Genomic DNA, 12,977 nt, shown 5'->3' with positions numbered 1-12,977 from the left:
AAGACGCCCTGCACAAGCTCACCACCGCCGTGTCCGCCGAGTACGGCACGGTGGTGGTCGAAGACCTCAACGTCGCCGGCATGCTCCGCAACCGGCGCCTGGCCCGCCGGATCGCCGATGCCGGGTTCGGCGAGATCCGACGCCAGCTCGACTACAAGACCCGCCAGCGGCACGGCACCCGCACCATCACCGCCGACCGCTGGTACCCGTCCTCCAAGACCTGTTCCGGCTGCGGCGCGGTGAAAGCCAAGCTGCCGCTGCACGCCCGGACGTACGAATGCGACGCCTGCGGCCTGGTCATCGACCGGGACGACAACGCAGCACGCAACCTCGCCGCCCTCGCGGCGGACGGCACGACCGGTACCGGAGTGGCCGGAGACCGGGACACCACACAGGTGCCGAAGCCTCGTGGAGCCGACCAGAAGACCCGCGCCACCCGCCGCAGCCGCAAGGCCACGGCGGGGCGGGCAGGTGGCGCAAACCTGCCGCGCCAGCGGCAGACGGAAACGAGAGACCGTCCTCAAACCGAAGCCCTCACGCTTTGGTGACGAGACGGACCTCCCGGGCCAAAAATGCCCGGGATGCCGAGACCTGACTATGGTCTTGGCAACGGATGAAACAATCCCCTCATGGCGGAAATCCTCCAGAAGGACGGCACTTGGGTCTTCGACGGCGACGCACTGCGGCTGACCCCGGGACGGGACAAGAACGTCGGCCTGCTCCGCAAGACCCTCGGTGAACTCGTCGTCCCGCTGGGCGCGTTGGCGGGGATCTCGTTCGAGCAGGGCAAGAAGACCGGACGGCTCAGACTGCGGCTGCGGGACGGCTCCGACCCGCTGCTGCACGCGACCGGCGGCCGGCTCACCGAGCCCCACGACCCGTACCAGCTGATCGTCGAGTCCGACCGGTACGGCGTCGCCGAGTACTTCGTGGACGAGGTACGAGGCGCCCTGCTGCTCGACCAGGTCCCGGCCGACCCGGTCGACAGCTACCTGCTGCCGGGCCCGGCCGTCCCACTCTCCGTGTCCGCCGGGGACGGCACCGCGAGCTTCGACGGCGAGCGGATCCGCCTGGAGTGGAACTGGAAGACCGAGGACGCCAAGGCCGCCGCCGGCACCCGTACCCTCGCGCTCACCGACATCACGGCCGTGGAGTGGTACCCGTCGGTCGGCCTGGAGAACGGCTGTCTCCGCTTCACCGTGAGGAACGCCCCGACCAAGGCCCCGCCGAAGTACGACCCCAACTCCGTCGAGCTGTGGGGCTTCAAGAAGGACCCGCTGATGGCCCTGGTCGCGGCGGCCGTACAGGCCCGCCTCCCCCATCCGGCCGCGCCCGCCCCCGAGGACGTACGGCCACCGGAGCCCAAGTCACTCGCCGCGTCCACCGCAGAGGACGACCACGACGCGCTGCTGCGGCGGCTGCGCGAGCTCGGCGAGCTGCATCGCACGGGGGTACTGACGGACGAGGAGTTCGCGATGGCCAAGCAGGCGGTCCTGAAGAGGATGTGAGGACCGCCTGCTTGTCTCTCGCAGCGGTGCGCCCCGCCTTCTGGGCACACCTGCGCCCTACTTGGCCTTGCGCGCCACCGTGAAGTGGTCGACCTGCTCACCGGTCTCGGCGATGCCGCGCACCTTCAGCGTGGCCGTACGGCCCTTGGCGGCCGGGGTGACGTCCACCCGCAGGAAGGAGTAGTCGAGGTAGCGCACCCGCGACCAGTCGACGGTCTCCTTCTGCTGGGCGCCGTCCTTGAGGCAGACGAAGGAGGCGACCGCGTCGTTGTCCTTCACGTTGCCCTCGTACGACTGGTCGGCGCTGAACGCGTACAGGCTGCGGCCGGCCGCGCCCGCTGTCACGTACACCACGCCGTCCGTCTCGGGGTACGCCGTGCCGCCGATCGGGAGCTGCTTGGTGACCGCGCCGCCCTTGATCACGTCCGTGCGCTCGTAGACGTGGTTGTGGCCGTTGATGACGAGATCGACGGTGTACTTCTCGAACAGGGGCACCCACTCCTGTCGCACGCCCCCCTCCGAGGCGTGGGAGGTGGAGGTGCAGTAGGCGCAGTGGTGGAAGAAGACGACGATGAAGTCGACGTCCTGCGCCGCTCGGTACTTCTCGAGCTGCGCCTGAAGCCACTTGGTCTGGGTGCCGCCCGAGATGCCGAGGTTGGCCGGGATCTCGAAGGAGATGTCGTTGGCGTCGAGCGAGATGACCGCCGTGTTGCCGTAGACGAAGGAGTAGACACCCGGGAGGTTCTTCTTGTCGGGCCCGTTGTCGGGGAGCGTCCAGCGGGCCTCCTCGCCGCCGTAGCCGTTGGGCGAGTACCAGGCCTCCATGTCGTGGTTGCCGTAGGCCGGCATCCACGGGACCTGCTTGGCGACCGACTCGGTCTGGTAGAGGAATTGGTCCCACACCCGCGAGTCGAAGCCGGTGTCGGAGGCGAGGCCATGGCCGGTGGGGTCGCCGTAGGCGATGTCGCCGGCGTGCAGGTGGAAGGCGGGGTCCTGGGCGAGGATCAGGGCGTCGTTGGCGAGGCCGTGGTAGCTGACGCCCTGGTCGCCGAAGGCTGTGAAGGTGAAGGGCGCCTTGTGCGCGGGGGCGGTGGTGAAGGTGCCGAGGGTGCCCAGCAGGTGGGGCTCGGCTGGGTCGAAGCCGTCATGGCCGACGCCGTAGTAGTACAACTTGCCGGGCTTCAGATTGGCCAGCTGGGCGTGCACGTAGTACTGGGTGTGGTCGGCGCTGGCGCCGACTCCGGCCGGGGTGTAGAGGGTGCGCACCTCGGCGTCGATCTTGCGGGAGAGGTCCCAGGGCTGGGCGCCGACGCGGATGAAGGGGTTCTTCACCGCGACCGGGACCTGCCAGGAGACGGTGATCTCGGTGCGCGGGTCGTTGCCGTAGGCGAGGTGGCGGCCGAAGGGGGCGACGAGGGCGCCGTCGACGCTCTCGGTGCGCGTGACCGTGGTCGTCGGGGTCGCCGCCTGTGCGGTGGCGCCCGGCACGAACGCGCCGCCCGCCACGGCGCCCAGGGTGACCGCGCCGCCCCTGATCATCGTGCGCCGCGAGAATCTGGCGCGCAGGTATTCGTGCTGCTCGGCCATGTTCATGCGCTCGGCCAGCTGCTGGGGTACGCCCATGCGAGGAATGTCCATGAGGTCTGAAACTCGTCTCCTCAGGCGACGAACCGCAGGACGCCGGATGGACGAGGCGCGAACAGGCGCTCATGACAGCTTCAACGTTCTCCCAAAGATCCTTAACGAACCTCTGCCCGAAAACGGGCAGATTTCTTGCGAAAGCGGCGCCGGTACTCCAGGATCTACCGGGTGCACGACGAACTTGTTGATCATCTGACGCGTTCCTCGCCCCTCAACCGGGGCGAGGCGCTGCGTGTGATCCAGGACGTGCTCGCCTACTTCGACGAGACGACCGAGGAGTACGTACGTCGCCGCCACCGCGAGCTCCAGGCGCAGGGCCTGGTGAACGCGGAGATCTTCGGACGGATCGAGGCGGACCTGAAATATCGCACGGTGGCCCCGCCGGAGCTCACGCTCCGGCAGTTGCGCCGCATCGTCTACGGCTGAGGAATACATATCTATGTGCGGAATCGTCGGATACATCGGGAAGCGCGACGTGGCGCCCCTGCTGCTGGAAGGCCTCCAGCGGCTGGAGTACCGCGGTTACGACTCGGCGGGCATCGTCGTGACGTCCCCGAAGACGGCCGGCCTGAAGATGGTCAAGGCCAAGGGCCGGGTCCGTGACCTGGAGACCAAGGTCCCGGCGCGCTTCAAGGGCACGACCGGCATCGCCCACACCCGCTGGGCCACCCACGGCGCCCCCTCCGATGTGAACGCCCACCCGCACCTCGACGCCGAGGGCAAGGTCGCCGTCGTCCACAACGGCATCATCGACAACGCCTCCGACCTGCGCCGCAAACTGGAGGCGGACGGCGTCGAGTTCCTCTCCGAGACGGACACCGAGGTCCTCGTCCACCTCATCGCCCGCGCTCAGGCGGAGAAGCTCGAGGACAAGGTCCGCGAGACCCTCCGGGTCATCGAGGGCACCTACGGCATCGCCGTCCTGCACGCCGACTTCCCCGACCGGATCGTCGTCGCCCGCAACGGCTCCCCGGTCGTCCTCGGCATCGGCGAGAAGGAGATGTTCGTCGCCTCGGACATCGCCGCCCTGGTCGCCCACACCCGGCAGATCGTCACCCTCGACGACGGCGAGATGGCCACCCTCAAGGCCGACGACTTCCGCACGTACACCACCGAGGGCACCCGTACGACCGCCGAGCCGACCACCGTCGAGTGGGAGGCCGCGTCCTACGACATGGGCGGCCACGACACCTACATGCACAAGGAGATCCACGAGCAGGCCGACGCCGTGGACCGCGTGCTGCGCGGCCGCATCGACGACCGCTTCTCCACCGTGCACCTCGGCGGCCTGAACCTGGACGCCCGCGAGGCCCGTGCCGTGCGCCGCGTGAAGATCCTCGGCTGCGGCACCTCGTACCACGCGGGCATGATCGGCGCCCAGATGATCGAGGAGCTGGCCCGCATCCCGGCCGACGCCGAACCGGCCTCCGAGTTCCGCTACCGCAACCCGGTCGTGGACCCCGACACGCTCTACATCGCCGTATCGCAGTCCGGTGAGACGTACGACGTGCTGGCGGCCGTCCAGGAGCTGAAGCGCAAGGGCGCGCGGGTGCTGGGCATCGTGAACGTGGTGGGCAGCGCCATCGCCCGCGAGGCCGACGGCGGCATGTACGTGCACGCGGGCCCCGAGGTGTGCGTGGTGTCGACGAAGTGCTTCACGAACACGACGGTCGCCTTCGCCCTGCTGGCGCTCCACCTGGGCCGCACCCGTGACCTCTCCGTCCGCGACGGCAAGCGGATCATCGAGGGCCTGCGCAGGCTGCCCGGCCAGATCGCCGAGATCCTCGAGCAGGAGGACGCGATCAAGAAGACGGCCGAGCAGTACGCCGACGCCCGCTCGATGCTCTTCATCGGCCGCGTCCGGGGCTACCCGGTGGCCCGCGAGGCCTCCCTGAAGCTCAAGGAGGTCTCCTACATCCACGCCGAGGCCTACCCGGCCTCCGAGCTGAAGCACGGCCCCCTGGCCCTGATCGAGCCGGCTCTCCCGACGGTCGCGATCGTCCCCGACGACGACCTCCTGGAGAAGAACCGCGCCGCCCTGGAGGAGATCAAGGCCCGCAGCGGCAAGATCCTCGCGGTGGCCCACCAGAACCAGGAAAAGGCCGACGAGACGATCGTCGTCCCGAAGAACGAGGACGAACTGGACCCGATCCTCCTGGGCATCCCCCTCCAACTCCTCGCCTACCACACGGCCTTGGCCCTGGGCAGGGACATCGACAAGCCCAGGAACCTCGCCAAGTCAGTAACGGTGGAGTAAGCGCCCTGAAGGGGCGCGGGGAACTGCGCGACCAGCCCCCACACACCCGCACAGGCCACACAACAGAACGAACCCCCACGTGCTGCCACCGAACACGGGGGGTTCGCTCCATTCACCGGGAGCCGCCCAACCCCCGGCAGGCGCAACTAACCGGTAGCCGTCACACCCCGGCCGGCAGCGCGTCGCGGAAGGACAGTCGGCCAGTGCGCCAGGGCCGCCGTCGCCGCATACCAAGCGACCGCCCCCGCCGCCACAGCGAACCACCCACCGACCTTGGTGAGACCGTCATTGTCGGCGAAGCTCGCGATCGCCATGAGCAACAGGGCCACGAAGAGCAGACCGTAGGCGGCTCGGCCGATTTGGTCCCCACCCGCGAGGGTGACAGACAGCGCCACCAGGGCGAACAACAGCAGGAACAACCCGGCCGCGTTGGCAGAGACCTGGCCGTCGACGGACACCGCCCACGTGAACCAGAGTGCCCCGAGCCCCGAGAACGCCGTCCCACCGACGGCGTCCCCCTCACGGAATGCGATGAGGCCCGCGACGAACAGGGCGACTCCGCCCACGTATTGGGCGATGGATGCGGCGTCGGCCGCCGTCACACCGTCGATCACGCCGGTGTGTCCGAGTCCGAAGGCCAGCAGGGTGATGCCGAGAGCGAGTCGGCCGACGATCGTGGTGGTGCTTCCCGCAGAGACGTCTTTGTCCACGGCGGGCTCCCTTCATGCATGTGCAGTTGTGCGGTGACCGATATATGCCCTTCACAAGGGCACAAACACCTCTACGCGCGAGTAGATTTATGCGCTGCACAAAGAGAGTTGACGGTTACTCAGGCGCATCTCACCTGGGACGAAGGGGAGTTGGAGTTACGGAATGACAATGACGGGCCGCTTCGCCCGCTTCGCGAGCCGCCCCGCGACGGAGCCGAAGATCCGGCCCACGATGCCGTGCGTGGAGCCGACGACGATCGCGTCCGCCTCGTACTCCTGGCCGACCTCTTCGAGCTCGTGGCAGATATCTCCGCCGCGCTCGACGAGGATCCAGGGCACCTCGGCGAGGTAGTCGGCGCAGGCCAGCTCGAGGCCGAGCACCTCGGTGCGATGGTCCGGCACGTCGACGAAGACCGGTGGCTCGCAGCCGGCCCACACGGTGGTGGGCAGCCGGTTCGCGACGTGGACGATGATCAGGCCCGACCCGGAGCGATGCGCCATACCGATGGCGTACGCGAGGGCGCGCTCACTGGACGTGGAGCCGTCGAAACCGACTACGACGCCGTGCTTGAAGGCGGGGTCGCAGGAATGGCGTGGCTCTTCCGCCGCCAGGGGCTCGGACGCCGTGGGATCGGCGACTGGCCGCTTGCGGTCCGCTGGTTCGAAGAATTCGTGACCGGCCATGGCTGTCTCGGCGTATTGATCCTTTTTGGGAGGGACGACAGTGTGCGGCGGAGCTGTGTCCGGGAATCATCTTCCCAACCCCATACCCCCAAGGGTACGGCGCCACGCCTCCTTAGCCCAGATCCCGCCCACTCTGCGTTCGGGTTCCAGGGAGCATGCACGAGGGTGCGCCCGCAACGCAATGGTTGCTGCGCTGTACAGGCTGTTTGCACAGGATTCCCTCACCTGATCTTGCGAACGGAGCTGATCGCGGGGCACACCCGCGCCGGACGTACAGTGACCGACGGATCGAACACGCGTTGAACCCCAAGAGCCACGCCCCCAGGGAGCACGCCATGTCCGGACCGCAACCCCCCGCCGAGGCACATCGCGCCACCCCACCCGCCCAGGACTCCGCCACGGACGTCGTCCGCTGGGCGGCCTTCAGCTGCGTCCTCGTCCCCGTGATCCTCCTCTGGTACGGCACCTCCCTCGCCGGCACCGCCGGCACGGCCTTCGGTCTCGCCGCCGTCACCGCCGTCTGCCGTATCCTCCTGCGCCAGTCGGAGCGCTGCGCGGCCCGCATGCTCGCCGAGGAAGGCGCGCCCCATCGGGGCCGCCACCACAGGTCCGGAACGGGGGCGCACAGAGGCGGACGTCACAGTGGGGGAAATACACCGGTCAGCTGACCGGTTTCAGCGCACGCGGACGACTCTTTTCAGCCAACTTCCGGACCCTGCGGGCCCCTTGCCCGAACCACCCCCCAACCCCCGTTCCACCTGCACGGAAAGGGTCTCCGGGGCCTCGCGCACCCTACGTGGATTGGCCACCGCGACAAGGCGCACTTCCCTGCACGCCCCACGAGTGCAACGCTTCGTGATCGAATGCTTCACGCCAAGTTGCCAAGTCGACAATGTGCCGGATATCGAACTGGTCATGTCGGCACCACGGGACGCAGTAGATTCGATCTTGACTGTCTTACGGCGGGGGACTCGTGCAGGACCGAGGGGAAACGTGCAGGAGCGACACAACCGAGGAGCCGCGACCACCGAGGGGGGCTTAGCAGTATGAGCCACGACTCCACTGCCGCGCCGGAAGCCGCAGCCCGGAAACTCTCCGGGCGACGCCGCAAGGAGATCGTCGCGGTGCTGCTGTTCAGCGGCGGCCCCATCTTCGAGAGTTCCATACCACTGTCGGTGTTCGGCATCGATCGCCAGGACGCCGGCGTGCCGCGCTACCGACTGCTGGTGTGCGGCGGCGAGGAAGGCCCGCTGCGGACCACAGGGGGCCTGGAACTCACCGCACCGCATGGCCTGGAGGCGATCTCCCGGGCGGGCACCGTCGTCGTGCCGGCCTGGCGTTCGATCACCTCTCCACCGCCGGAGGAGGCGCTCGACGCCCTGCGCCGGGCCCACGAGGAGGGCGCCCGCATAGTCGGGCTGTGCACCGGCGCCTTCGTCCTCGCGGCGGCGGGCCTGCTGGACGGCCGCCCCGCGACCACGCACTGGATGTACGCACCGACGCTGGCCAAGCGCTATCCGTCGGTGCACGTCGACCCGCGCGAACTGTTCGTCGACGACGGCGATGTGCTGACGTCGGCCGGGACGGCCGCCGGGATCGACCTGTGTCTGCACATCGTGCGGACGGACCACGGCAACGAGGCGGCGGGCGCACTGGCCCGCCGGCTGGTGGTCCCCCCGCGCCGGTCGGGCGGCCAGGAGCGCTATCTCGACAGGTCTTTACCAGAAGAAATCGGCGCCGACCCGCTCGCCGAGGTCGTCTCCTGGGCGCTGGAACACCTCCACGAACAGTTCGACGTGGAGACGCTGGCCGCGCGTGCGTACATGAGCCGTCGTACGTTCGACCGCCGTTTCCGCTCGCTGACCGGCAGCGCGCCGTTGCAGTGGCTGATCACCCAGCGGGTGCTTCAGGCACAGCGCCTGCTGGAGACGTCGGACTACTCGGTGGACGAGGTCGCGGGCCGCTGCGGCTTCCGTTCGCCGGTAGCGCTGCGCGGGCACTTCCGCCGCCAGCTGGGCTCGTCGCCCGCCGCCTACCGGGCCGCGTACCGCGCCCGCAGGCCGCAGGGTGACCGGCCGTCGGCGGACAGTGACGGTACGGCGACCGCCGCCGGCGCGACCGGAGCGGCGAGCGCGCCCGCTCTGCTGCACGCCGAGAGTGGGCCGGTTCCGTTGCAGACCCGGCGTACGGCGCCGAGCCCGGTGGGGACGTCGGCGCTGTCGACTTCCTCTTCGTCCTCGTCCTCGTCTTCGGAGAACGGGCGGGAAGCGTACGCGGGGAGCCGGGCGAGTCTGCCGGGGCAGCGCAGCGGGGGGTGACGGTTCGGCCGGGTGGGGGCGGACGCCGGGGAGGATTTCGCCCCCGCCGCCCCTACCCGTCCCATCCCCAGGGGCTCCGCCCCTTCGACCCCGCCAGGGGCTCCACCCCTGGACCCCAGCGGGGACTGCGTCCCCTGCACCCCTCGCGGGGCTCCGCCCCCGCGCCCCGCTGGGGCTGCGCCCCAGACCCCCTTCGGCCTGAACGGCCTCGTCCTCAAACGCCGGACGGGCTGAGTGGTACTGGTGGTGGGTGGGCATAGGCCGGGGGTCTGGGGGCAGAGCCCCCAGGACGGTCAGCCAGGCACCGGGGATCCCAGAAGCGCACGCCAGCCGTAGGGTGGTCGCATGAACGATCGCATGGTGTGGATCGACTGCGAGATGACCGGCCTCTCGCTGTCCCACGACGCGCTCATCGAGGTAGCCGCCCTCGTCACCGACTCCGAGCTGAACATCCTCGGTGACGGTATCGACATCGTCATCCGCCCGCCGGACCAGGCGCTGGAGACGATGCCGGAGGTGGTGCGTCAGATGCACACCGCATCCGGGCTGCTCACAGAGTTGTCCGACGGCACGACGCTCGCGGACGCCGAGGAGCAGGTCATGGCGTACGTACGCGAGCATGTCAAGGAACCCGGCAAGGCCCCGCTGTGCGGAAACTCCGTCAGCACGGACCGCGGCTTCCTCCTGCGCGACATGCCGACGCTGGAGGACTACCTCCACTACCGGATCGTCGACGTGTCCAGCATCAAGGAGCTCGCCCGGCGCTGGTACCCGCGGGCGTACTTCAACAGCCCGCAGAAGAACGGCGGCCACCGCGCCCTCGCCGACATCCGCGAATCCATCGTGGAGTTGCGCTATTACCGCGAGGCGATCTTCGTACCGCAGCCGGGCCCCGACTCCGACACCGCGAAGTCGATCGCCGCGAAGCACATCCCGCCCGCGCGGTAGAACCCGGGCGCGAGCACCCCTTCGGACCCTGTACACTTTTTCTCGGCCGGTCGGTAAACCATCCAGTGAATCACCGGTCATGGTGGGTGTAGCTCAGCTGGTAGAGCACCTGGTTGTGGTCCAGGATGCCGCGGGTTCAAGTCCCGTCACTCACCCTGGCTCTTCGGCCGGTGACCTTGGCGACAAGGTCACCGGCCGAAGTCGTTTTCTCCCGCTCAAATTAGCGTGGGCCTATGCCCGAACCCTTCTCCACCCCCCGCCTCGACCTCCTCCCCCTGCGCGTCCAGCACGCCGAGGAGATGGCCGCCGTCCTGTCCGACCCGGCGCTGCACACCTTCATCGGCGGCACGCCCGACTCCCCCGCCGCCCTGCGGGCCCGCTACGAACGGCTCGTCGCCGGCTCGCCCGATCCGGCCGTCGTCTGGTGCAACTGGGTGCTGCGGCTGCGCGCTGAGGCGTGTCTCGTGGGCACCATGCAGGCGACGGTCACGCCGGGGCAGCACAGCGCCGAGATCGCGTGGGTGGTGGGCACGCCCTGGCAGGGCCGCGGGTTCGCCTCGGAGGCGGCACGGGCGCTGGTCGGGCGGCTCGGGCAGGGGTCCGTGCGTACGGTCCTCGCCCACATCCACCCCGAGCACCTCGCGTCGGCGGCGGTCGCCGCGGCGGCCGGGCTGGCGCCGACCGGCGAGGAGCAGGACGGTGAGCGGCGGTGGCGTCTCGCGCTAGGCGACTGACCCCGCCGCCCGCCAGGCAGCCGTCAACTCCCCCACGCTGCCGAAGCGTTCGCCCGGATCGGCACGCGTGGCCCGCTCGATGACCGCCAGCTGTGCGGCCGTACCCCGGAAGGCGCGCTCGTCGTCGCCGGCGTCCAGGAGGAGGCGGGCGGTGCGGGCGAGGGCGTGGACCGTGGTGCGGATGTCGATGACGGCGCCGCGCCGCCACTCCTCCGGGGCCATGAAGCGGCGGGAGCCGGGGAGGCGGTCGGCGTCCAGGACGAACGGGCCCGGGCGGTACTCGTCGAGGTCGATCAGGTGGAGTTCGTCGCCCTCGAAGTCATAGAGGAACGTGCCGTCGTAGAGGTCGACGGCGACCTGCCCCGCCGCCTCCACCGCGAGGTGTGCGTCCAGGACGCGGTCCAGGGCGGCCAGGATCCGCGGGATGGGAAGCGCGCGGAAGCGGGACAGGGGGCTGTCGGGGCGGGAGCCGTTTCCGTCGCCGCTGTAGAGGGACTCGCCCCGGCGCCAGGGCAGCACCACCGCCGTCCTGGCATCCCGGATCGCCCTACGGCCGTCCCGTACCGCGATCCGGTGCAGATGCGGGACGATCACCGGATGCCGTACCGCCCGGTGGAAGGCCCAGGCCCGGTCGAGTGAGCGCCGGGCCGGGTCGGTCGTCGGCTCCTTGACGAACCAGCGGGTGCCGTCCGGGAGTTGGACGCCGTACGAGACGCAGCCCGAGTCCTGGGTGCGGAAGGCACGGAACACCTCGCCCACCGTGCGGAGATACGGCTCGACCTCGGGAACCTCGGCAACGTCCAGCAGGGGATGAGGAGTCATGGGTCAGCATTGTTCATCGGTTTGGCCTGCGCCGGGCGACAGGGCCCGGCCCCCGTCACGACGAGGTCCGCGTCACCAGTTCCGTCGCCAGTACCACCTGCTGCCGCTCCAGGCCCCGGACCGCCACCGGTCTGCGGTCGGCTATCTCCGTCAGCAGCAGGTCGATCATCCGGCGGCCCATCTCCTCTATGGGCTGGCGCACGCTGGTGAGGGGCGGGTCCATGTGGCGGGCTATGGCCGAGTCGTCGTAGCCGACCAGCGCCACGTCGTCCGGGATACGGCGGCCCTTCTCGCGCAGGACCTGGCGGGCGCCGGCCGCCATCACGTCCGAGCCCGCGAAGACCGCGTCCAGGTCGGGGCGGCGGGCCAGCAGCTCGGTCATCGCGCGCCGGCCGCCGTCCTCGGTGAAGTCACCCGGCTGGATCAACTGCTCGTCCACCTCGTGGCCCGCGTCGAGCAGGGCCTGGCGGTAGCCGTCGACGCGCCGCTGGGCGCCGTACACGTCGAGGCGGCCGGTGATGTGGGCGACCGCGCGGCTGCCGCGGGCCAGCAGGTGCTCGACCGCCGAGCGGGCGCCGCCGAAGTTGTCCGAGTCGACCGACGGGAGCGTTTCCCCGGCCGAGCGGGGGCCGCTGATCACCGCCGGGATCTCCAGCTGGGAGAGCAGGTCGGGCAGCGGGTCGTCGGCGTGGACGGACACCAGCAGGACGCCGTCCACCCGGTGCGCGGCCAGGTACTGGGCGAGGCGGGCCCGCTCCCGGTCGCTGCCCGCGAAGATCAGCAGCAACTGCATCTCGGTGTACGACAGTTCGGCCCCGACGCCCTTGAGCATGTCCGAGAAGTACGGTTCGGCGAAGAAGCGGGTCTCCGGCTCGGGGACGACCAGGGCGATGGCGTCGGTGCGGTTGGCCGCCAGGGCGCGGGCCGCGGTGTTGGGGACGTAGCCGAGCTCCGCGACCGCCGCCTCGACCGCCGCGCGGGTGGCGTCGCTGACCCGGGGCGAGCCGTTGATCACCCGGGAGACCGTGCCCCGGCCCACGCCCGCCCGTGCCGCCACCTCCTCGAGGGTGGGCCGGCCACCGCTCCGGCCCCGCGCTCCGTGGCTTGCCATGGGCTCCGCCCTCTTCTCGTCGACCCTTGCGTTGGCCTGGAATGTAACAGTCCTGGCGGAGGGGGCACCGTCCCTGGTGGGCCCCTCGACGATCAGTTCCGTTTCCGCACGACGGGTCCTGCGGATGGCTGGATCATTACCCCCCTGTTCCAGTTAACAGCCCGATAACTGAACGCATCTCTCCGCCCCTAGTCCCTTGACACCCCCGCCAAGACCGACGAACCTTCAACACATCACGAGTGGG

General features: G+C 69.8%; 13 protein-coding genes and 1 tRNA gene. 9 read left to right on the top strand and 5 right to left on the bottom strand.

Features of this window, described 5'->3' with window-relative positions; genetic code table 11:
• Together AB0I77_RS19385 and AB0I77_RS19380 are read left to right on the top strand one after the other, a co-directional pair.
• The coding region (locus AB0I77_RS19385; RefSeq protein ID WP_363283796.1) for an RNA-guided endonuclease TnpB family protein at positions 1 to 548 on the top strand (548 nt) is incomplete at its 5' end.
• Between the two features lie 81 nt (positions 549 to 629).
• Entirely contained in the window at positions 630 to 1,508 is an 879-nt protein-coding gene (locus AB0I77_RS19380; protein WP_363283795.1) for a DUF4429 domain-containing protein, read from the top strand.
• Between the two features lie 57 nt (positions 1,509 to 1,565).
• Here the strand turns inward: AB0I77_RS19380 and AB0I77_RS19375 are convergent, their stop codons facing one another.
• Positions 1,566 to 3,131, bottom strand: a complete 1,566-nt coding sequence (locus AB0I77_RS19375; protein ID WP_363283794.1) for a metallophosphoesterase family protein — start codon at positions 3,129 to 3,131, stop codon at positions 1,566 to 1,568.
• Between the two features lie 186 nt (positions 3,132 to 3,317).
• Between AB0I77_RS19375 and AB0I77_RS19370 the strand changes: the two genes are divergently transcribed.
• Positions 3,318 to 3,575 carry a hypothetical protein gene (locus AB0I77_RS19370; RefSeq protein WP_363283793.1) on the top strand — a complete coding sequence of 86 codons (258 nt, stop codon included), beginning with the start codon at positions 3,318 to 3,320 and terminating at the stop codon, positions 3,573 to 3,575.
• Between the two features lie 13 nt (positions 3,576 to 3,588).
• Positions 3,589 to 5,406, top strand: coding sequence for a glutamine--fructose-6-phosphate transaminase (isomerizing) (glmS, locus tag AB0I77_RS19365; protein ID WP_363283792.1), 1,818 nt, complete (start codon positions 3,589 to 3,591; stop codon positions 5,404 to 5,406).
• Positions 5,407 to 5,552: 146 nt separating this feature from the next.
• On the opposite strand, the gene AB0I77_RS19360 is transcribed toward glmS, so the two are convergent.
• Together AB0I77_RS19360 and AB0I77_RS19355 are read right to left on the bottom strand one after the other, a co-directional pair.
• On the bottom strand, positions 5,553 to 6,116 hold the full coding sequence (locus tag AB0I77_RS19360; protein WP_363283791.1) for a GPR1/FUN34/YaaH family transporter: 564 nt from the start codon (positions 6,114 to 6,116) through the stop codon (positions 5,553 to 5,555).
• A gap of 156 nt (positions 6,117 to 6,272) precedes the next feature.
• Positions 6,273 to 6,800 carry a universal stress protein gene (locus tag AB0I77_RS19355; protein WP_363283790.1) on the bottom strand — a complete coding sequence of 176 codons (528 nt, stop codon included), beginning with the start codon at positions 6,798 to 6,800 and terminating at the stop codon, positions 6,273 to 6,275.
• Positions 6,801 to 7,135: 335 nt separating this feature from the next.
• Here AB0I77_RS19355 and AB0I77_RS19350 point away from each other — a divergent pair, with 335 nt between their 5' ends.
• From AB0I77_RS19350 to AB0I77_RS19330, 5 genes are all read left to right on the top strand, one after another.
• Positions 7,136 to 7,468 carry a hypothetical protein gene (locus tag AB0I77_RS19350; RefSeq protein WP_363283789.1) on the top strand — a complete coding sequence of 111 codons (333 nt, stop codon included), beginning with the start codon at positions 7,136 to 7,138 and terminating at the stop codon, positions 7,466 to 7,468.
• Between the two features lie 378 nt (positions 7,469 to 7,846).
• On the top strand, positions 7,847 to 9,118 hold the full coding sequence (locus AB0I77_RS19345; RefSeq protein WP_363283788.1) for a helix-turn-helix domain-containing protein: 1,272 nt from the start codon (positions 7,847 to 7,849) through the stop codon (positions 9,116 to 9,118).
• 345 nt (positions 9,119 to 9,463) lie between these two features.
• Complete coding sequence (orn, locus tag AB0I77_RS19340) at positions 9,464 to 10,066, top strand: oligoribonuclease (protein ID WP_363283787.1); 603 nt, start codon at positions 9,464 to 9,466, stop codon at positions 10,064 to 10,066.
• Positions 10,067 to 10,148: 82 nt separating this feature from the next.
• A tRNA-His gene (locus AB0I77_RS19335) sits at positions 10,149 to 10,221 on the top strand.
• A gap of 78 nt (positions 10,222 to 10,299) precedes the next feature.
• A complete protein-coding gene (locus tag AB0I77_RS19330) occupies positions 10,300 to 10,800 on the top strand; it encodes a GNAT family N-acetyltransferase (RefSeq protein ID WP_363283786.1) in 501 nt (166 codons plus the stop codon).
• Here the strand turns inward: AB0I77_RS19330 and AB0I77_RS19325 are convergent.
• Together AB0I77_RS19325 and AB0I77_RS19320 are read right to left on the bottom strand one after the other, a co-directional pair.
• Positions 10,789 to 11,622: a serine/threonine protein kinase gene (locus AB0I77_RS19325; RefSeq protein ID WP_363283785.1), complete on the bottom strand. Its 834-nt coding sequence runs from the start codon at positions 11,620 to 11,622 to the stop codon at positions 10,789 to 10,791. The two genes, AB0I77_RS19330 and AB0I77_RS19325, sit on opposite strands and share 12 nt — an antisense overlap.
• A gap of 55 nt (positions 11,623 to 11,677) precedes the next feature.
• Complete coding sequence (locus AB0I77_RS19320) at positions 11,678 to 12,733, bottom strand: LacI family DNA-binding transcriptional regulator (RefSeq protein ID WP_363283784.1); 1,056 nt, start codon at positions 12,731 to 12,733, stop codon at positions 11,678 to 11,680.
• Between the last annotated feature and the right edge of the window lie 244 nt (positions 12,734 to 12,977).

It is taken from the genome of Streptomyces sp. NPDC050619, assembly GCF_040654815.1.
Lineage (GTDB): Bacteria > Actinomycetota > Actinomycetes > Streptomycetales > Streptomycetaceae > Streptomyces.
This window is presented reverse-complemented; position numbering and strand designations above follow the sequence as displayed.